The 19,731-nt window shown below is 57.3% G+C and carries 15 protein-coding genes; 7 read left to right on the plus strand and 8 right to left on the minus strand.

Annotated features, from left to right (window positions below):
• Positions 1–107 precede the first annotated feature (107 nt).
• Positions 108–1,028 (minus strand): polysaccharide deacetylase family protein, encoded by a 921-nt coding sequence (locus tag ACLPGZ_RS17900; protein WP_239054967.1) that lies wholly within the window; start codon positions 1,026–1,028, stop codon positions 108–110.
• Positions 1,029–1,234: 206 nt separating this feature from the next.
• A complete protein-coding gene (locus tag ACLPGZ_RS17905; protein WP_035269306.1) occupies positions 1,235–3,400 on the minus strand; it encodes a malate synthase G in 2,166 nt (721 codons plus the stop codon).
• A 1,001-nt stretch (positions 3,401–4,401) separates the two neighbouring features.
• Here ACLPGZ_RS17905 and ACLPGZ_RS17910 point away from each other — a divergent pair.
• Positions 4,402–5,904: an AMP nucleosidase gene (locus tag ACLPGZ_RS17910; RefSeq protein ID WP_026483878.1), complete on the plus strand. Its 1,503-nt coding sequence runs from the start codon at positions 4,402–4,404 to the stop codon at positions 5,902–5,904.
• 146 nt (positions 5,905–6,050) lie between these two features.
• Positions 6,051–6,509, plus strand: coding sequence for a PaaI family thioesterase (locus ACLPGZ_RS17915; protein WP_203145230.1), 459 nt, complete (start codon positions 6,051–6,053; stop codon positions 6,507–6,509).
• A 291-nt stretch (positions 6,510–6,800) separates the two neighbouring features.
• Here ACLPGZ_RS17915 and ACLPGZ_RS17920 read toward each other — a convergent pair whose 3' ends face one another.
• The 4 genes from ACLPGZ_RS17920 to ACLPGZ_RS17935 form a co-directional block, all read right to left on the minus strand.
• A complete protein-coding gene (locus ACLPGZ_RS17920) occupies positions 6,801–7,826 on the minus strand; it encodes a DctP family TRAP transporter solute-binding subunit (protein WP_137431074.1) in 1,026 nt (341 codons plus the stop codon).
• A 45-nt stretch (positions 7,827–7,871) separates the two neighbouring features.
• A complete protein-coding gene (locus tag ACLPGZ_RS17925; RefSeq protein WP_035269297.1) occupies positions 7,872–9,173 on the minus strand; it encodes a TRAP transporter large permease in 1,302 nt (433 codons plus the stop codon).
• Positions 9,170–9,691, minus strand: a complete 522-nt coding sequence (locus ACLPGZ_RS17930; protein WP_060186573.1) for a TRAP transporter small permease — start codon at positions 9,689–9,691, stop codon at positions 9,170–9,172. Before ACLPGZ_RS17930 ends, ACLPGZ_RS17925 begins: the two co-directional genes overlap by 4 nt.
• A 328-nt stretch (positions 9,692–10,019) precedes the next feature.
• Complete coding sequence (locus ACLPGZ_RS17935) at positions 10,020–10,820, minus strand: SET domain-containing protein (RefSeq protein WP_115634761.1); 801 nt, start codon at positions 10,818–10,820, stop codon at positions 10,020–10,022.
• Positions 10,821–10,876: 56 nt separating this feature from the next.
• On the opposite strand from ACLPGZ_RS17935, the gene ilvB reads away from it, so the two are divergent.
• The 5 genes from ilvB to ACLPGZ_RS17960 all read left to right on the plus strand — a co-directional run bounded on the left by ilvB (position 10,877) and on the right by ACLPGZ_RS17960 (position 16,056).
• Positions 10,877–12,646 (plus strand): biosynthetic-type acetolactate synthase large subunit, encoded by a 1,770-nt coding sequence (gene ilvB, locus ACLPGZ_RS17940; RefSeq protein WP_083055205.1) that lies wholly within the window; start codon positions 10,877–10,879, stop codon positions 12,644–12,646.
• A 110-nt stretch (positions 12,647–12,756) separates the two neighbouring features.
• Positions 12,757–13,722, plus strand: coding sequence for a TRAP transporter substrate-binding protein (locus tag ACLPGZ_RS17945; protein ID WP_239055718.1), 966 nt, complete (start codon positions 12,757–12,759; stop codon positions 13,720–13,722).
• Between the two features lie 12 nt (positions 13,723–13,734).
• Positions 13,735–14,232 carry a TRAP transporter small permease gene (locus tag ACLPGZ_RS17950; protein ID WP_009463607.1) on the plus strand — a complete coding sequence of 166 codons (498 nt, stop codon included), beginning with the start codon at positions 13,735–13,737 and terminating at the stop codon, positions 14,230–14,232.
• A gap of 82 nt (positions 14,233–14,314) precedes the next feature.
• Positions 14,315–15,592: a TRAP transporter large permease gene (locus tag ACLPGZ_RS17955; RefSeq protein WP_026483870.1), complete on the plus strand. Its 1,278-nt coding sequence runs from the start codon at positions 14,315–14,317 to the stop codon at positions 15,590–15,592.
• Positions 15,593–15,621: 29 nt separating this feature from the next.
• Positions 15,622–16,056, plus strand: coding sequence for a CopD family copper resistance protein (locus ACLPGZ_RS17960; protein WP_060186570.1), 435 nt, complete (start codon positions 15,622–15,624; stop codon positions 16,054–16,056).
• Here the strand turns inward: ACLPGZ_RS17960 and ACLPGZ_RS17965 are convergent.
• Positions 16,041–17,177 (minus strand): YncE family protein, encoded by a 1,137-nt coding sequence (locus tag ACLPGZ_RS17965; RefSeq protein ID WP_060186569.1) that lies wholly within the window; start codon positions 17,175–17,177, stop codon positions 16,041–16,043. The two genes, ACLPGZ_RS17960 and ACLPGZ_RS17965, sit on opposite strands and share 16 nt — an antisense overlap.
• Before the next feature lie 11 nt (positions 17,178–17,188).
• Complete coding sequence (locus tag ACLPGZ_RS17970) at positions 17,189–19,699, minus strand: TonB-dependent siderophore receptor (RefSeq protein WP_429641791.1); 2,511 nt, start codon at positions 19,697–19,699, stop codon at positions 17,189–17,191.
• Positions 19,700–19,731 lie beyond the last annotated feature (32 nt).

Raw genomic sequence — 19,731 nt, forward strand, 5'->3', positions numbered from 1 at the left:
TACGGCTTACGGCTTACGGCTTACGGCTTACGGCTTACGGCTTACGGCTTACGGCTTACGGCTTACGGCTTACGGCTTACGGCTCATGGTCCATAGCCCACCAGAGTTCACGGCAACAATCCCGCCTCTTTCAGCAAAGGCTCCTCATAAACGGAGTCTTCAGCGGGATAGCGCAGGTTCGGCACGTTTTTGGCCTTGGCCAAGGCCCAGATGATGCTCTCCCCAGCAGGCAATGTATCGGGGGCTTGTGCGTACAAGGGGTCCTGAAATGCTGCCTCTGTTGATGTGATGGTCCAACCCTTGGCGGTAAATGCCGCGAGCACATCCGGCAATGCAGCCGCATTGATCTGGTTGGTATGCAAGAGGATTACATGAGCCGGACTGCGTCCCAGAAGCTCTTGCGCCAACTGATCATAATAGCTGGCACGGTCCAGCAGGTGAAGGATGTATTGCTCTTTCACGCGCGCTGCCTTGGCACTATCGCCTGCTTGCACATGATCTGCAAAGACCCGGCTGTAATACCAGTCGCTGGCATCAATGGATACGGGCGCGCTCTTGTAATCATGCGCCGCCATCCACTGACGGAAGCCGTCGCGCTTGGCGATGGTGTCCCCTTCCTTCAAATAAGGAAAGCGCAGCATGGGTGTGAAGGTGGGCAGGCTTTTGAACGCGGCATCGGCAAGCTGCACATCTGTAATGAAGTCCTCCAGACTGAGCGCCGGGTCGGCCAGGCTTTTGTGGCTGGCGGTATGGTTGCCGATCCGATGTCCTTCCCTAGACCAGGCCTGCACAAGACCCAGCCCCTCTTCCCCGCCCATACGGGCTAGCGATGGGAACAGAGTGGCCTTGATCTGGTGGTCCCGCAGGCTGGTCAATATTTGCTCATTCCACTGATTGGCCTGTGGCTGCGTGCCGGGGTTGAAGCCGTCATCAAAGCTGAGGGCCAGGGTCTGGGACGTGGCCCAAGTAGTGCAGAGAGCCAGAACAGCCGTAGCCAGGAAGTGCAGGGGAGAAATACGGAAAGCCATGCGAAAACGGAGAGGGTGAAAAGAGTGACGGAAACAGGCAAGCTTGCCCAGGCCTTGTCAGCATGCAGGACGACAAGCGGCGGTGCAAGTTCGTAGTTCTCGCAGGGGGCAAGTCAGCAGGCGAAAAAAATCCCCATCCTGAACCAGCAAGAGGGGATTTTGGGACACTGTTACCCGGAGTCAGGCTCCGGGCGACATCGTGTGCTTTAGGCTTGAGCGGCTTTGAATGCCAGACGCCATTGGTGCAGCAAAGGCTCGGTGTAGCCGTTAGGCTGTTCCAGACCCTTCAGAACCAGATCCTGAGCGGCGCGGAAGGCAAAGGAGCCTTCGAAGTTGCCGGCCATGTTCTGGTAGGCTGGGTCGCCTGCATTTTGCTGGTCAACCACAGCAGCCATGCGCTGCAGGGTTTCAACCACTTGTTCGTGGGTGACGATGCCGTGCAGCAGCCAGTTGGCGATGTGCTGGCTGGAGATACGCAGGGTAGCGCGGTCTTCCATCAGGCCCACGTCGTGGATGTCCGGTACTTTGGAGCAGCCCACGCCCTGGTCAATCCAGCGCACCACGTAACCCAGGATGCCCTGAGCGTTGTTGTCCAGTTCTTCCTGGATTTCCTTGGCGGACCAGCTGGTGTCAGTGGCCACAGGAATGGTCAGGATGCTGTCCAGGTAGTCGTTGGTGTCGCCTTCCAGACCCTTCTGGACGTCGACCACGTTGACTTGGTGGTAGTGCAAGGCGTGCAGCGTGGCAGCGGTAGGCGATGGCACCCAGGCGGTGTTGCCACCGGCCTTCACGTGACCAATCTTCTGTTCCAGCATTTCAGCCATCAGGTCAGGCATGGCCCACATACCTTTACCGATCTGAGCGCGACCACGCAGACCGCATTGCAGGCCGATCTGAACGTTGTTGCGCTCGTAGGCAGGCTGCCAGTCAGCTTGTTTCATGTCGGCCTTGCGCACCACGGCACCCGCTTGCATGCAAGTGTGGATTTCGTCGCCCGTGCGGTCCAGGAAGCCGGTGTTGATGAACACGACACGCTCGGTGGCCTGGGCAATAGCTGCTTTCAGGTTCACGCTGGTGCGGCGCTCTTCGTCCATGATGCCCAGCTTGACGGTGTTGGGAGCCAGACCCAGCAGGCTTTCCACACGGTCAAAGATCTCGCTGGCAAACGCCACTTCGTCAGGACCGTGCATTTTGGGTTTGACGATGTACAGCGAGCCGCTGCGCGAGTTTTTCTTCAGTTCCAGATCGCGCATGCCGATCAGAGTGGTGATCACGGCGTCCAGAATGCCTTCAGGGATTTCGCGACCTTCGCCGTCAATGATGGCAGGGTTGCTCATCAGGTGACCGACGTTACGCACGAACATCAGGGAGCGACCAGCCAGAGTCTGGGTAGCGCCTTTCAGGTCGGTGTACTGGCGATCGTCAGCCAGGCGGCGCGTAAAGACCTTGCCGTCTTTTTTGATTTCTTCGGTCAGCGAACCGGTGACCAGACCCAGCCAGTTGCGGTATGCCAGGACCTTGTCGTCGGCGTCCACGGCAGCCACGGAGTCTTCGCAGTCCATGATGGTGGTCAGTGCGGCTTCCAGAACGATGTCTTTCACGCCAGCCGGGTCGGTCTTGCCAATGGGGCTGTTGGGGTCGATCTGCAGTTCAAAGTGCAGGCCGTTGTGCAGGAACACGATGGCTTCAGGCGCATCGGGCTGACCGCGGTAACCCAGCAGGGTCGAGGCGTCTTTCAGACCGGTGGTGCCGCCGTTTTCCAGGGTGACGCGCAAAGCGCCGTCAGCGATGGTGTAGGAGGTAGCCTGATCGTGGCTGCCTTGAGCCAGAGGAATGGTGTCGTTCAGGAACTGACGGCCAAAGGCGATAACCTTGGCACCGCGCACGGCGTTGTAGCCACCGCCACGCTGAGCACCGTCAGTGTCAGGGATGGCGTTGGTGCCGTACAGCGCGTCGTACAGGCTGCCCCAGCGTGCGTTTACGGCGTTCAGCGCGTAACGTGCGTTCATGATGGGCACAACCAGCTGAGGACCACCTTGTTCGGTGATTTCGGTGTCGACGTTGGTCGTGTTGACCTTGACGTTGGCAGGCGCTTCTTTCAGATAGCCGATGGAGCTCAGGAAGCTCTTGTAGGCAGGCATATCGGTGATGGGGCCTGGGTTGGCCGTGTGCCACTTGTCCAGTTCGACTTGCAAGCGGTCGCGTTCGGCCAGCAAGGCGCGGTTTTTAGGTGCCAGATCATGGACCAGCTTATCGAAACCAGCCCAGAAGGCTTCGGAGGAGATACCTGTGCCGGGCAGGGCTTCTTGTTCGATGAACTGATGAAGCACCTCGGCGACTTGCAGTCGCTGGCAGGAGATTCGAGTGGTCATGTGTACCCTTGCTGATAGTTAAAAGTGATTCGGTACAGCGGCAGGCCAAAACGGCCTTGCTAACTGCAAATACCTGGTCAAGAGCACTTTCAGATCTTGCTGAAATCGCGGGTGACAAGACCCACGCGGCGCCAGGACACAAATGACATCAGAGGGCGAGCAAATGCTTGAAGCGAAAATCATTAAAATACGCTAACCCATTGTAAATTAGCCTAAATACAAGCTAATTTGCGCGATGACGAGCTATGTCTCACACGCATGCCGAGCACACTGCCAGGTTGGATAACTTAAATTATGAAGGACTGACGCTAGCTGGATTTAATACTAAAAGTATTAAGACTACATACTTAATGTATTTACTGGATTTGGGCAAGTCTTATATATGAGGTAGAAGACGTGCCTGACTTCCACTTGCCATCATAAGCTGCCTCATCTGGTCCCGCTTGAAATACCTGATATGCCCGCCAAGCCGCTTGTCTAGCGCCATTAGCATAAAAACTGGGTCTTGGGTCAAGGGCTTGCGCCAGGGCTCTACCTGCCTGATCCCGGAAAAATGGAATTTGCCTAAAACCGGGGTAAAGCTGCCTGTTTAAATGGGGCCTGTGAGTAAATTCAGTCTCAAAACCAACGATAGTCGTGTCCATTGTGTGGACAGTGGGGCTTGTGATTCAGTCAAAAACCAGTAACGACATTTGCTTTGAGTGGGACTGGGTCTGGGTTGCCTTGCTCGGATACGGCAAGACGCTGGGGCGCTAGGCGAGCCATTGCAAAGGTATATGGGTGATGGCTTTAAGCGCAGGCGAAACCGATAGCCGAACGTCTGTATTGGGGAGCGATGGTCCGCGAAAGCGGCAGATGGTCAGGCCTGTCTGTTCGGCTGGTGCATGAGCGTCAGGATCAGGCGGCTGAATTTGTCATGGAGTCGTGTAGGAGGCGGAACAATAAACAGCTTATGATGCTTGCAGATCTGCTTGTCTTTGTTTCCCCTTGGAATACTTGTTATGTCTGATCCCAGCGGTTTTTCTCGTATCACGTCCACGCCGGAGCTGATTCCATTCAATGGCTATCAGGATGCCGGCCAGGCTTTGGAGCAGCTGCGCCATATTTACGACCGCAACACCGCTTTTTTGCGCGACTCTTTTGCCCAGTGTCTGGAAACCGGATTTCCACGCGGGCAGCGCTTCAGAGCCTGCTACCCTGCCGTGCGTTTGCGCGTCGATACCTATCAGGAAGTGGATAGCCGTCTGTCTTATGGGCATGTGGTCGAGCCCGGCGTGTACATGACCACCATTACCGCTCCTGGCCTCTATCACGATTACTTGCTGGAGCAACTGGAACTGCTGCTGCGCAATCACGGTGTGCAGGTGGAAGTGGGGGAATCCTCCGTGCCTATCCCGCTGCATTTCGCCCTGAATAATGGTGTGCAGTCCACGGTGACAACCGTGCCTGAATCGCCCGGTGACACCTTGCGCGATCACTTCGATGTACCAGATCTGGCGTATATGGACGATGCCATCGTCAACGGTACGTGGGAGCGCGTGCATAACGAACCCTTGCCGCTGGCGCCTTTTACTGCGCCGCGTATCGATTACTCCTTGCATCGTTTGCAGCACTACAGCGCTACTCGTCCCGAGTACTTTCAGAACTTTGTGCTGTTCACCAATTATCAGTTTTATGTGGACGAGTTCTGCCAGTGGGCGCGTGAAGTGCTGCAGGCGGATGATCAAGGCTATATAGATCTGGTGGAGCCGGGCAATATCATCACCCCGGCGGGTGCGAATGCATCGACAACCGGTTCGCCTTTGGCTCGCGCGCCGCAAATGCCCTCGTATCACTTGCGCCGTGCCGATCATTCCGGCATCACCCTGATCAATATCGGCGTGGGGCCATCCAATGCCAAGACCATTACCGACCACGTTGCCGTTCTGCGCCCTGCTGCCTGGCTGATGCTGGGCCATTGCGCCGGTTTGCGTACTACTCAGCGCCTGGGTGATTACGTACTGGCACATGGCTATGTACGTCAGGATCACGTGCTGGACGAGGATTTGCCTACTTGGGTGCCCATCCCTCCTCTGGCGGAAATTCAGGTTGCCCTGGAGCAAGCCGTGGCCGAGGTGGCCGGGCTGTCAGGTTGGGAGCTGAAGCGCATCATGCGCACGGGTACGGTGGCGTCTATTGATAACCGTAATTGGGAATTGCGAGACCACCACGAGCCGGTGCGGCGCTTGTCGCAGTCGCGGGCGATTGCGCTGGACATGGAGTCCGCCACCATTGCTGCCAATGGCTTCCGCTTCCGTGTCCCGTATGGCACCTTGCTGTGCGTGTCGGACAAGCCTTTGCATGGCGAGCTGAAACTGCCGGGTATGGCCAGCGAATTCTATGCACGTCAGGTTGGCCAGCATCTGCATATTGGCATCCGGGCGCTGGAACTGCTGCGCGAGATGCCCAAAGAAAGGCTGCACTCGCGCAAGCTGCGCAGCTTCCTGGAAACGGCGTTTCAATAAGATATTGCAGGCCTTGTCAGTGCCTCTGCGCCTGGGTGAGCTGTTGGCTCGTAGCACTGACTCACCATTTTTAGTGGTTTGAGAGCAGGCCGTGCTACCAAGTGGAGCACGGCCTCTTGGTTTCTTTGAGGACAGCAGATACTCATATGGTTAAGGCGTTTCAAGATTTTTATGCCGACAACTTCAGCCATTGCTACGGTTGTGGCAAACATAATCCCGACGGGCATCAGCTTAAGAGCTACTGGGACGGCGACGATACCGTGGCCCGCTACACCCCCAAGCCGATTTACAGCGGTGGCGTGCCCAACCATGTATACGGCGGCTTGATTGCTTCCTTGTTGGACTGCCACGGTACTGCTTCTGCGGCAGCCTTCATCTATAGGGATCTGAATATCGAGATGGGCACCAGCGAGGAGCCGATCCGTTGCGTGACAGCCTCCCTGAAAGTGGAGTTTCGGCGTCCCACTCCAATGGGGACAGAGCTGACGGTACAAGGCAAGCTGCGTGAGCTGGATGGACGCAAGGTCTGGGTGGACCTGTCGCTTAGCGCGAATGGCGAAGTTTGTGCGACGGGTGAAATGCTGGCGATACGCTTCAAGGAATAAGCGGGATTTTTTTGAGGCTCAGCGGTCAACGTGCTTTGACACGGTGTCTTGGACTTGCTGATCGCTCAGAAGGAAGCTGGTTTTTGATATTTGTAGGCTGTAAAGAATGCCCTCAGGTTGTGCCGCCGATTTATGGCATTTCTTTCTTCGAGGGTAACCCGGAGGTTGAAAGTATCCCCACGCTGCGCTCGTAGGCTGCTGCTTTCATGAGGTTTGTTTTGTGCGGGGCAGCCAGACAATAAAAAGCCGGGCCCATTCAGGCCCGGCTTTCAGTCTTTCAAACCCAGCTAATTAGCGGCTGGCAGCAATCGCGTCGCGTGCCTTCTTTACCAGGTCTTCACCGATGGTCTTGGTCCATTTCTCGACCACGCCTTCGGTTGCCTTGGCAAAGGCAGCGTGCTGCTCAGGCGTCAGGCTGGTGACCTTCACACCGTGGCTTTCGATCTCTTTGAGCAAGGTAGGATCTTCCGCCGTGATGCCGGTACGGGCAATCACGATTTCACGCTTACCAGCTTCAATAGCGGCTTCACGCACGATCTTCTGGTCTTCCTCACTCCAGGATTTCCACACGTCGCGGTTCACCACAAATACCAGTGGGTCAGACACGTAGTTCCACAGGGTCAGGTACTGCTGCTGCACGTCGTACAGCTTGGCACCGGCGTAAATGGACAGGGGGTTTTCCTGGCCGTCTACAGCCTTATTAGCCAGTGCGGGTTGTGCATCTGCCCAGCTCATTTGCGTGGGGTTGGCACCCAGGGCGCTGAAGGTGTCCATGTACAGCGGCGAACCGACCACGCGCAGTTTCAGGCCCTTCATGTCTTCAGGCTTGGTCACTTCGTGCTTGGAGTTGCTGAGCTGACGGAAACCGTTTTCACCCCAGGCCAGAGGCACCACACCGGCTTTCTCGATGTAGCCAAACAGGTCCTTGCCCACTTCGCCGTTGATCAAAGCGTCGGTGGCTTTGGCATCCGGTTGCAGGAATGGCAGGGAGAACAGGTTCAGCTGCTTGATCTGGGGGGACCAGTTGATGGTCGAGCCCACGGCCATATCAATCATGCCTTGGCGAATGGCGGTGAACTCGCGTGTCTGGTCACCTTGTACCAGCGAGGTGCCGGGGTAGATCTTGATATTGATGCGGCCATCGGTACGCTCGCGCACCAGGTCGGACCAGATCACCGCCCCTTGGCCCCAAGGGAAAGTGGTACCCACCACGATGGACAGCTTGTACTCGGATTTGTAGGCGGCTTGGGCAGTGGGAACCACGGCCAGGGTGGCGGCTGTACATGCCAGAGTGGCCAGAATGTGACGTAATTTCATGGGTCAGGTCTCCCTTTCTATGAGTTGTGTTTCAGTCTTGTGGTTTTAGTTAAAGCCCAGGTAGCGTGGCAGCCACAGGGCAATCTCGGGTTCTGCGATAACGAGCAGCATGGTCGAGCCCATGCCCAGCAGCAGCCAGCCTACCCAACGCAGGGTGCTTTCCATGGGGACGCCCGCGATACGGCAGGCGACCATCAGGTTGACGGCGACTGGCGGGGTGAACTGGCCCAGAGCCACGTTCAAGGTCAGCAGGACCCCGAACCAGACGGGGTGCCAGCCAAAGTTGTAGGCAATCGGCATGAATAGCGGCACGAAGATCAGGAAGATCGAAATGCCATCCAGGAACATGCCCAGCACAATCAGCATGACAATCATCAGCGCCAGAATGCCGTACTCGCCCAGACCGGAATTGATGATGGCATTGGTGACGGGGTCAATAATGCTCAGGGTGGACAGCGCCCAGGCAAAAATACCGGCTAGTGCCACAACCATCATGATGACGGCTGATAGTTCGGCGGCTTCCCGCAGGATCAAAAACAGATCGCGGAACTTGATGGTGCGATGGATGACCATGCCCACGAACAGGCCGTAGAACACGGCCACTACAGCGGCCTCAGTAGGGGTGAACAGGCCCAGGCGCATCCCGCCCAGAATGATGACAGGCGCAATCAGGCCCCAGGCGGCTTCTCGCAGGCTGCGCCAGAATGGTGGACGTGGCAGCTCGGCCTCGGCCAATCCCAGCTTGTGACGGCGCGATAGCCAGATGGCCGGAATAATCAGGCCAATCCCCGCCAGAATGCCGGGGAACATACCGGCCGCAAACAGCGCAGGTACGGAGGCCTCGGGCACCAGCACCGAGTAAATAATGAAGGCGATGGAGGGGGGAATCAGAATGTCGGTGGCTGCACCCGCTCCCACAATACTGGCCGCAAAAGGACCGGGATAGCCCGCACGTTTCATCGCGCCGATCATGACCGCGCCCACGGCGGCCGCGCAGGCCGGGCCGGAACCGGAAATGCCACCCAGGAACATGGCCACGCCGATGGCAACGACGGGCAGCATGCCAGGGCCGCGGCCAACCAGCGCTACCGCAAAGTTCACCAGACGGCTGGCTACGCCCGAGCGGTCAAAAATGGAGCCCACCAGCACAAACATGGGAATGGCCAGCAAGGGGTATTTGGCCAGACCGGCATAAAAGCTTTGCGGCACGGCCATCAGGCCAAACCAGTGCGTATCCAGGTTGGACATCAAAATCGCAAAGGCACCACCTATACCCAGGGACACGCCCACCGGCACGCCCACCAGCATCAGGCCGATGAAGATGACAAACAGCAAGGTTGCAATCATGATTTAGCCTGCCAACGACGCACCCACATGCCCAGCAAACGCAGGCTCAGGGTAGTAGACAGGATGGGCAGCCACATGCTGTACCACCAGGTCGGGACACCAATGGAGGGCGAGGTATCGCCCCACTCGAACTCGTCCAGGGCCATGCGGCCGGACAGAATGGCCATGCCGACAAAGAACAGCAGGCTCATGCCAATGCCAAACAGGGCCAGGCGGCGTTGACGACGCACCGTGCCCGCATCGGCAAAGACTTCAATACGAATGTGCAAGTGGCGCACACAGGCGCTGGCACCGGCATTCATGGTCAGGACCACCAGCAGGAAGATGGAGATTTCCTCGGTCCAGGCAAAGGAGCTATCGGTCAGATAGCGCACAAACACGTTGGCAAAGGTAATTAAAGCCAGGGCCGCCATGATCAGGACCGAAGCCCAGTCCTCTATTTGCAAAGGAATACGCAGGCCGGATTCGGCGGGCGAGGCGGCGTGATTATCAGGTGTATCTGTAGAACTTGAATCCATGAGGTCTGTCAGATTTGGCAATAAAGCTACATGCTAGCGGTCAAAGACGGGGCTGGCAGTGAGTAATTTCCCCCGGTGCAATAGCACCCGCGGGCCATCATTGGCCTGGGGAGAGACGATAGGGATGGGGGCGAGGGCACACGCAATATGGGGGTTGGTGCTTCGCCTAGCTGATGAGGTCTGAAACCTGGCCCGGCACGACAGATGGGCCTGTGTGTGGCGCTCTGAGAGGCCCGACAGGGGTGTTGCCGGGCTTGCTGTGCGGGTGATTAGCAAGGGTGCAGGCTGCCGGTGAGGCAGCCTGGGCTAATGCAAGCTGGGGGACAGCTTACTCTTTTTTACGGTCCTTTTTCCCTTTTTTGCCTTCTTTGTCCTTTTTGGAAGGCTTTTTGTCTTTATTTTTATCCTTGTTTTTGGCTTTTTCTTTTTTCTTCTTTTTGCTCTTCTTATCCTTTTTGCCTTTCTCGCTTGAGGATTCTTTATCGCTATCCGCGTCCTCATCTTTATCCTGATCGGACTCGCCCTTTTCTGCTTGCTTAATGGCAGTGGCCTTCAGATCAGCGGCTTTTTGTTTGGATGAAACTGGCGTATTGCGGGCCTGTTCCATTTCCGCATCCAATTCTGCGGCCACTTCGCGTAGCTCGTCGGCAACAGCCTGGGAGCGATCTGATTGCAGGGCAATCATGGTGCCACGGCACTGGGGAGCGCCACACAGGCAGCGGTAGTTCTGCTTGAGCTCCTCGGTAATTTCATCGTCGATGACCAGCGAGTAGTCATACAAAAGCTCTTCCCCGGCAGGAATATCGCGCATGGCCACAATAAAGACGCGCGAGCCATCGGCGTTCTCGTGACCTTCACAGTTGGGGGCGCAAGAGTGGTTGATCCAGCGTGAATCATTGCCTCCCTGACCACCGTCCACGATTTTGCCATTGCTCAGTGCAAAGAAAAAAGTGTGGAAAGGCTCATCCGGATTGACGGGGAACAAGGCATCGGCCTGTTCCGGCGTAAGCCGCTTGCCAGCATATTGCAGGATGCGCGTTCCGGCTGGAATATCGCGTAGCGCAAAGACGCCGTTGCCATGCAGTTTGGACGGTTTGACGACGTGCCAGGGTTGGCGTTGAGTGACCATGGGGAATCAGCCTGTAAAAGGGGATAAACTGGACGGCGATCTCTATCTTACAAAACATGCAGGGCTACGCAACCATGTCACTTGAAACGACCGCCCACAACGGCGCGCAAATCTTGCTCGAAACCTTGATCGCTCAGGGTGTAGATACCATTTTTGGTTATCCTGGCGGAGCGGTGTTACCGCTCTATGATGCTCTTCATGCCCAACCGCGAATTCGTCATATTTTGGTTCGTCACGAGCAAGCTGCCGTACATGCGGCCGAAGGCTATGCCCGCAGCACCGGCAAACCTGGCGTGGTGCTGGTGACATCAGGCCCCGGTATGGCCAATACCACCTCCGGTTTGCTCGATGCCCTGTGTGATTCTATTCCTGTCCTGTGTATTAGTGGTCAAGTAGCGACCACCGCAATTGGTACCGCCGCTTTCCAGGAGTGCGATGCGATTGGCATTTCCCGCCCTGTGACCAAGTGGAATGCCCAGGTTCGTCGTATTGAAGACGTGGCCTCCTTGACGGCCAAGGCCTTGCGCCTGTGTACCCAGGGCCGCCCCGGCCCGGTGCTGCTGGACTTCCCCAAAGATATTCAGATCGCCACCCTGCCCGCTGCCAGCAGCGACGCGCCGGCCCAGGACGAGGCTGACAGCCTCTTGGCTCCTGCCGCTCCGGCCTCTGCCCAGGAAGCGGCGATTAAACGCGCCGCCGCCATGATTGCGCACGCTCGCCGCCCCGTGTTTTACGGTGGTGGTGGCCTGATCAACTCCGGGGCCGATGCCAGCCACGCCTTCACCAGCCTGGTTCAGGAAACCGGCGCACCTTGCACACTGACCTTGATGGGCCTGGGTGCCTACCCTGCACGTGATGAGCAGTTCGTGGGCATGTTGGGCATGCACGGCACGCTGGAAGCCAACTTGGCCATGCACCATGCGGATCTGATTATCTGTGTGGGCGCTCGCTTCGACGACCGCATTACCGGCCGTCTGTCCGATTTCTGCCCGCATGCCAGCAAGATTCATATTGATATCGACCCCGGTTCCATCGACAAGGTGGTGCGTGCTGATGTGGCTCTGGTGGGTGATTGCTATCCCCTACTGCGCGCCCTGCGCAAAGAGCTGTCGCATCACGAATTGCCTGAAGGTCGCTTGAATGACTGGTGGCAGCGTATTGGCGTGTGGCGTGCACAAGAGTGCTTGAAAGTGACGCCACATAACGACGCTATCTTGCCGCAGCACTTGCTGCAACGTCTGGACGCGCATCTGGAAGGCCGTGATGCCATCGTGTCCACCGACGTGGGCCAGCACCAGATGTGGGCGGCACAATACATCAAGTTTGATCGCCCTCGTCGTTGGCTGACTTCCGGCGGTGCGGGCACCATGGGTTACGGCGTACCTGCCGCTTTTGGCGCGCAGATTGCGCATCCGGACAAGCTGGTGGTGTGTGTCAGTGGTGACGCGTCGGTACTGATGAATATTCAGGAACTGGCCAGCGCTGTGCAGCACCGCACGCCGATCAAGGTGATTCTGTGCAATAACCGCCACATGGGCATGGTGCGCCAGTGGCAAGAGCTGATTCACGATGGTCGTTACAGCCACAGCTATAACGAAGCCATGCCGGATTTTGTGGCCTTGTCGCGCGCCTTTGGTTGGGAAGCCGAACGCGTGGAGCATCCCGATCAGCTAGATGCGGCGCTGGAGCGTTGTCTGGCTCACGATGGTCCGTTCTTCCTTAACGTGGAAGTGCTGGCGCTGGAAAACTGTTTCCCCATGATGCCAGCGGGCTATGGCCATCAACAGGTCATGTTGTCCGAAGATAACTGGTACGTAGAAGAATAAGGTGCCCGGCTGGGACACAGGCGTAAAAACCCCTATGTCCCAGCCCGAGCACTACGCATTAAATACACTGATCCATTCAGACAGGAGGGGCATGCATGATGTACCGTCACATGAAGAACCGTCTTTTGGCCGCAGGTTTGATGCTGGGCTTGGGCCTGGCGGCGGGAGCGGCCACGGCCCAGACTTCCTTGAAGCTGGCTTACGCTTTGTCCACCAGCTCTCACTATGGTGCGGGTGCAAAAGCCTTTGCCAGTGCCTTGGAAAAGGACGGCAACTACACCATCGAGGCCTTTCCCAACAGCGCCTTGGGCGGCGAGCGTGAAGTTATTGAAGGCTTGCAATTGGGCACGATTGATCTGGCCATTGTGTCTACCGGCGCAACCCTGAACTTTGTGCCCAAGACTGGCGTGTTCGATATTCCTTTCCTGTTCCGCGACCTGCAACATGCCCGTCATGTGCTTGATGGCAAGATCGGTCAGGACATGCTGGCTGAATTTCCCAAACGCGGAATTGTGGCGCTGGCCTGGGGCGAGCAAGGTTTCCGTCACCTGACCAATAATGTGCGTCCTGTCACCACCCCAGCTGATGCCAAGGGCCTGAAGATACGCACCACAGAGAACCCCATTCATATTGCCGCTTTCCGTGAAATCGGCATTCTGGCTACGCCTATGGCCTGGCCGGAAGTGGCGACCGCCCTGCAACAAGGCACCATCGACGGCCAGGAAAATCCCTTGTCCGTGATTGTGTCGGCCAAGCTGCCTCAGCTGCAAAAGTACCTGTCGCTGACGGCTCACGTGTATGGCCCGGCCTTGGTGCTGATGTCTCCGGCGGTGTATGACGGCCTGTCCGATCAGGACAAGCAGTTGATGAAAGATGCCGGCGTAACGGCTGCCCAGGCCATGCGTGACTACGTGGACGATATCGAGAAAACCGGCGTGGATGCCGTCAAGGCCGAAGGCATGCAGGTCAATACAGTTGACCATGCCGCGTTTGCCAAAGCGGTAGAGCCTGTCTATCCCCAGTACTACAAACAGTTCGGCCAGAAACTGGTCGAATCTATCCGTCAGACTCAGTAAACGGCATTCATCATGAAAGCTCTGTTGTCCGTTCTGGATAAGGGCCTGTTTCGTCTGGTGTCCTGGGTGACGCAGTTGCTGCTGCTCTCGGCAGTGGCGGCTGCGTTCTATCAAGTGATCGCTCGTTTCGTGCTCCAGTCGCCCGCCGACTGGAGCGAGGCCTGGTCACGTGCCGCTCTGATCTGGACAGTCATGCTGGGTCTGTGTCTGGCCTTGCGTCAGGGTGCCATGCTAAGCGTGGATGTGCTGCGGCTCTGGGTCGGAAAGCGGACGCAGCATTGGCTGGATGTGGCCGTGCTGATTACGTGTCTGGCTTTCTTCGGCCTGTTGACCTGGGTCGGCATTCAAATGACCTGGCGGGTGCGGTTTCAGACCATGCCTAGTCTGGAGTGGTCCATTTCCTGGGTGTATATCGCGATCCCGATTGGTGCCGTGCTGGCCATTTTGGGCCTGTTGGCCCGTTGGCTGGAGAAACCTGCGCCTGCTGTGGTCGATAACACGCAGCTCTAATTCAAGACCTGATTCCGTGCCTGTAAAGCACCACCGAACTCTCGATGCCCTACGGGCATCTGTTTAGACCGGAGACCGTATCGTGTCCCAGATCATGCTTGTGTCCATGCTGCTGTTTTTTGTATTGACGGTGCCCGTGGCGATTGCCGTGGGGCTGGCCAATATGGCGGGGGTAGCCTGGGAGGGGCGCATGACTTTTCTGGTCATCGCCCAGCAGTTGTATGCAGCTCTGGACAAGTATCCTCTGGTTGCTGTGCCCTTCTTTATTCTGGCAGGCAACCTGATGGAGTCGGGCGGCATGTCCAACCGTATGGTGGAGTTTGCCAAAAGCCTGGTGGGTGGTGTGCAGGGTGGTCTGGCTTGCAGCTGTGTGCTGACCTGCATGATTTTTGCGGCGGTGGCCGGTTCCAGTGTGGCAACCACTTTTGCGGTCGGGGCAATTCTTATCCCTGCTATGGTCCGGCATGGCTACCCGGCACCGTTCGCGGCATCCTTGCAGGCCTCAGCGGCGGAGTTGGGGGTGATCATCCCGCCGTCCATTCCCATGATTTTGTTTGCCGTATCCACGGACACGTCGGTAGGCGAGCTGTTCGTTGCGGGTATTGGCCCTGGCTTGTTGATCGGCGGCGCCTTGATGCTTTATGTGTGGCTGTATGCACGTCGCCATGGTCTGGGTTTGCAGGACGGTGTGGGTCGTTTGGGTGTCTGGACGGCATTCCGTCAGGCGTGGCTGGCCTTGTTGATGCCGGTGATTATTCTCGGCGGGATTTACGGGGGTATTTTCACGCCTACCGAGGCTTCGGCGGTGGCGGTAGTCTATGCCTTGATCGTGAGCATGTTTGTCTACCGCAGCGTTAAATGGGGCGACCTGTCCAAGGTGCTGCATCGTTCCGTGGTGTCCACGGCGGTCATCATGTTCATCATCGCCAATGCGGGTGTGTTTGGCTTCCTGCTCAATCGCACCGGCATTCCGGCTGCCATGGGGATCTGGTTGGGGGAATTGTTCAGTAGCCCCATGATGTTTTTGCTGGGTGTGAACGCGGCCTTGTTTGTGGTGGGGATGTTCGTTGAAACGTCGGCTTCGATCGTTGTGCTGGCTCCCTTGTTGTTGCCGGTGGCCGTGCAGTTCGGCATTGATCCGGCGCATTTTGGCATCATCATGGTAGTCAATCTGGCCTTGGGGATGGTGACACCGCCCTTTGGTGTGAACCTGTTTGCGGCTTGTTCAGTGGCCGGGATTTCTTTGGAAAAACTGATACGTCCCCTGCTGCCTTTTGTAGTCGTCATCCTGGCTTGCTTGATGCTGATCAGCTATGTGCCAGAAGTCAGTTTGTGGGCGCGAGACCTGGTGTACCGTTGATGAATCGTCTGCTTTCCTGAGCGCTGTTCATGAGCTATTTCCTCCTGTTGTTGGTTCACCTTCTGGCTGCGATTTTTTTTATCGGCACTGTGTTTTTCGAGGTGCTGATGTTGTCGCCTTTGGCGCGTCAGGTTTCCCGCCCATCGATGCGGGAGTTCGAGTATGCCTTGGGGCGGCGGGCGCGCCGCATCATGCCTTGGGTTTTGTTATTGCTCTACGGTGCGGGCTTGAGTCTGGCCTGGCAGCATCGGGCCTTGTTTGAGGTCGGCGGGGCCAGGGCCTGGATACTGGGCGTAAAGATCACTCTAGCGCTAAGCGTATTTGGACACTTTCTATCCGTTATGGTGATGAGCCGGCGCAAAACCATGACGGCGCGCCGGTCCCGGATCATTCACCTGAGTGTTTTCGCCCACGTTCTCTTGATAGTGGTGCTGGCCAAGGCCCTGTTTTACTGGCCGCTTTGAGGCGTGCCCGACCAGGGTTCAAAGCAGAGCAGGCCCACAGACTCCTGCGTCAGTTCCTCTCCTTTAGCGGGGTTTTTTAAGGACACATAGACGCGTCCGCTGCCGGTATCCAGCGCTAGGCTGTTGGTCAGCTTGTCGGTGGTGGCTGCGGCTACCGGGCGCAAGGTATCCAGTGTGTAGGCGGCAACACGTCGGTCGCTACGCTCGGACACGTAGGCCAGGTTCGCCGCGGGGTCAACGCTGATTGCCAGTGGATTGCCCTGAGCAAGCTGTGCCGCGAGAATCCGCCCATTTGTGGCATCGAGCATCAGCACTTGCTGGCGTGATCCACTCCAGTCGCGTTGGGGCAAAAGCCGCTGTTGCCAGGGAGTAATGGAATCGAGCCCCTGGTCAGTCACATAAAGGTGATCCTGGTGGTAGGCCAGATTGATGGGTTGATGCACGCCGGGCAGAGTCCAGCGTTCCTGGATGCGCAAGGCTCGGGTGTCGATTACCACGATTTCCGCCGCCATCGTGGAGACATACAATCTCCCGCCTTGTTCATCCAGGGCCAAGCCGGTGGGATAAAAGCCCAGGTCGGGGATACGGGCCTTAAGGGCAAGGTTCTGGCTATCCAGCACAAAGAGTACGCTTTCGCCGGCCGACAGGCCGGGTACAAATAGCAGGCCTTGAGTTTTGTCCAGAATAAGGCCACGCAAGTCGTGCTCGTAGCGCTTGCCATCTGCGCGGGGCTGGCTCAGTTGTACGGTGTGCAGCCTGCGATTGCGCTGTGTATCGATTACGCTGATGCGCCCTTGCAGGGAGTGGCCTACGTACAGGCGCTTGGCCTGATCGTCCAAGGCCAGACCAAAGGCGCGATAAGGCAAGAGCAGGCGGCTTTTTTCCTGCAAGTTGGCGGCATCGAGCTGCACCAGGCTGCTAGGTGGTGCATCGTCTTTGAAGCCACCGGCCACTGCCGCATAGACGGCTTGTTGGCTGGGGCTGTAGGCCAACTCGTAAACGCCCGGCCCCACGGCTGTTTGTAAGTTGCTGGCGGTGGGGCTGCACATACGTTGCGCCTGTACTGGCAAGGCCAGTGCGCCACTGGTGGCCAGCAGGGCAACTATCCAACGGGTTCGCATGGGAAAGCTCCTTAGTATTGCAGGGTGTAGGTCAGCGCGTAGGTGCGCCCTTGGCCCCGAAAATCCAGCACGCTGGGGGAGATAATGCCGCTGTAGATCAGCTTGGCCTGCTGACCCCATCGAGTTTCGTAGGATTTATTGAACAGGTTCTGAATCCCCAGTGACAGCGTGCCTTTGACTTGTGCGCTGTGATCGAACTGGTAGCGTCCCAGAAGGTCGACCAGTGTCAGGCTGGGCAAGGATTCTTGTTGCTGACCGCCGCCCACGCTGGGGATGTCGCTGCGCAGTTTCATCGAATGGGCCACCTGAGCGCGTACGGCCCAGTTATTGCCTTGCTTGCCAATATAGGCGGTGGCTTTGGACGGGCTGGAGTAGTAAATACCGCGTCGCTGCCAGCGGCCGTCTTTCAGCTCTTCATTGCGAATCAAGAGCAAGCTGGCTCCCGTGCTCCAGCCATCGTTCAGGCGCAGGTCTACTTGTCCTTCCAGACCGTAGTTACGTACTTTGGAGTCCACCAGTGAGATATTTAACGTGCTGCGGTTCAGGGCGATCGACTTGTCCGATTGCGAATGGAACAAGGCGACCTGGGCAGAGAGTGGGCCGTCGTTGTAGCGCCAGCCCACTTCGGTCGAGCGGGTTTTGATGGCCGCCATGGAGGAGTCTGTCACGCTGATGTGGCGACCCAGTGTCCAGTGATTGTCGATCAGTGAATAGCTGGCGCCTGTTCCATAGTATTTAGCAGGATCGGCCAGTTCAAAACCCTCGGAGTAATTCGCCCATACTTGCTGTGCCGGGCTGAGCTTGTAGATCAAGCCGGCATTGAACAAGGTCGTCCCATAGCTGTTGCGCCCGCCTGGAATGGAATCGGCAGACTGGCCGTAGCCCGATAGAACCAGGCGTTGCTGTATCCCCTGAACAAAGTCATTCACCTGCACACGGACGTGTTGCTTGCGCACTCCAGCGCTCAGGCTTAGTTTGTCAGTTAGATGCAGGTCAGCCTGTGCGAAGGCCCCCAATATGTGATTGCGAAAACCGGGGTAGCGCGGCAGGCTGGCCACCTTGTCAAACTCCAGGCCCCCACTGTCCATCGCTTTGTTGATGTCGAACATGGTTTGGGTGGCTTTGAAGGTTTCGTGATCGTAGTCCACACCGTAGTTCAAGCTGAAGCGGTCCCAGTCCTTGTTGAGCATGGCTTTCAGCCCGTACGTCTGGGTTTCCTGAGTTGAAACACTCCAGTTGTAGATGCGTTTGCCTGGAACAAGCGGGTTGGCGTCTGAATCCGGGTAGGGATAAAAACGCATGGATTCATTGCGATAGTAGGCCTTCAGATACAGGTCCTGGCCACCGAGCACATCACCCTTGAAGTAGTCCGCCGCCAGAATCTGGCGTTCGGTGCGGGGCTTATAGTCCGAGTCAAAACCGCTGCGTATATCCAGTTCCGACGGGTTGAGAATATTGTCATTGGGACCGGGACGTAGCCACAGGGCTTTGCCCGGTTTAAAGCCGGAATCGTAGTATTGTGACAGTAGACGCAACTCGCCCGCCTCTTGCAGATCCACATTCAAAGAGCCCATCAGATCCAGGGACCGGTTCCATTGCAAGTCTGTTTGTGTAATGTCGGGCAGGACGCGTTCACCTTGACTGTCATAGGCGCCGCCATTACGGGTCAGTGACAAGGCCAGTCGCCCTTGGAGGGTGTCGTTGCCGCCTTCTACGGATTGCGACAGGGTGGTGTTCAGGTCATCGCCCGCTTGCAAGCCGCTTCGTACCCCCAGCTCGGAGACAAACCGAGCCGGACCGGGTTCGGCGCGTTTGGTAATGATATTGATGATCCCGCCTGTGGCGTTGCCTCCGTGGATAGCGGTGGCCCCTGACAGGACTTCAATGCGTTCGATATTGAAAGGATCAATGGAATCAAACTGTCGGCTTAACTGACGCGAGCCGTTCAGAGAAATGCCGTCGATCATGACTTGAGTGGGACGGCCTCGCAGGTATTGGCCTGCATTGGTGCGGGATTGCCCTCCCAGATCCAGTCCGGGAATCAGTTGTCCCAGCATTTGCTTCAGGGAGGCGCCTGCACCGGTTTGCTCGGCAATTTGTTTTGAGTCAATGACCCAGACCGTGTTGGCGGTTTCGTCAATGGATTTTGGGGTCCGTGAGGCCACAACGGTAACGGCGGCCAGTGTCTCACCTTGTCGGATAGGGGCGTCCTGGGCCTGCGAAGGGACGGTCTGCAAGGTGTAGGAGTCGGCCCCGACCTGCCGAGGGGCCAGCCCCGAGCCGTTCAGTACGGCGTGCAAGGCTTGAGCAGCGGTGTAGCTGCCTTGCAAGGGGGGAGACAGGCGATGCTCGACCAGATCCTGAGTGAAAAAGACTTGTATGCCTGCTTGACTGGCAATCTGGGTTAACGCGGTGCCCAAAGGCTGGGCGGGTAGATTGAAACTTAGGGTCTGGGCATGAACAGCGGTGCCAATGCTGGCCAGAGCCAGGACAGCCAAGGGAGTAGAGAGCGTCAGGCGCATGGACAAAGTACCTTGAAAGGAGGACTGATATA

Source organism: Alcaligenes sp. Me129, assembly GCF_050487245.1.
Classification (GTDB): Bacteria; Pseudomonadota; Gammaproteobacteria; order Burkholderiales; family Burkholderiaceae_B; genus Alcaligenes; species Alcaligenes phenolicus.

Bases quoted from the DNA above. Each gene is read 5' to 3' on its own strand.
- ACLPGZ_RS17915 (WP_203145230.1), top strand. From the start codon at position 6,051: ATGGTTAAGGCGTTTCAAGATTTTTATGCCGACAACTTCAGCCATTGC.
- ACLPGZ_RS17905 (WP_035269306.1), bottom strand. From the start codon at position 3,400: ATGACCACTCGAATCTCCTGCCAGCGACTGCAAGTCGCCGAGGTGCTT.
- ACLPGZ_RS17930 (WP_060186573.1), bottom strand. From the start codon at position 9,691: ATGGATTCAAGTTCTACAGATACACCTGATAATCACGCCGCCTCGCCC.
- ACLPGZ_RS17900 (WP_239054967.1), bottom strand. From the start codon at position 1,028: ATGGCTTTCCGTATTTCTCCCCTGCACTTCCTGGCTACGGCTGTTCTG.
- ACLPGZ_RS17920 (WP_137431074.1), bottom strand. From the start codon at position 7,826: ATGAAATTACGTCACATTCTGGCCACTCTGGCATGTACAGCCGCCACC.
- ilvB (WP_083055205.1), top strand. From the start codon at position 10,877: ATGCAGGGCTACGCAACCATGTCACTTGAAACGACCGCCCACAACGGC.
- ACLPGZ_RS17925 (WP_035269297.1), bottom strand. From the start codon at position 9,173: ATGATTGCAACCTTGCTGTTTGTCATCTTCATCGGCCTGATGCTGGTG.
- ACLPGZ_RS17950 (WP_009463607.1), top strand. From the start codon at position 13,735: ATGAAAGCTCTGTTGTCCGTTCTGGATAAGGGCCTGTTTCGTCTGGTG.
- ACLPGZ_RS17960 (WP_060186570.1), top strand. From the start codon at position 15,622: ATGAGCTATTTCCTCCTGTTGTTGGTTCACCTTCTGGCTGCGATTTTT.
- ACLPGZ_RS17910 (WP_026483878.1), top strand. From the start codon at position 4,402: ATGTCTGATCCCAGCGGTTTTTCTCGTATCACGTCCACGCCGGAGCTG.
- ACLPGZ_RS17935 (WP_115634761.1), bottom strand. From the start codon at position 10,820: ATGGTCACTCAACGCCAACCCTGGCACGTCGTCAAACCGTCCAAACTG.
- ACLPGZ_RS17945 (WP_239055718.1), top strand. From the start codon at position 12,757: ATGAAGAACCGTCTTTTGGCCGCAGGTTTGATGCTGGGCTTGGGCCTG.
- ACLPGZ_RS17970 (WP_429641791.1), bottom strand. From the start codon at position 19,699: ATGCGCCTGACGCTCTCTACTCCCTTGGCTGTCCTGGCTCTGGCCAGC.
- ACLPGZ_RS17965 (WP_060186569.1), bottom strand. From the start codon at position 17,177: ATGCGAACCCGTTGGATAGTTGCCCTGCTGGCCACCAGTGGCGCACTG.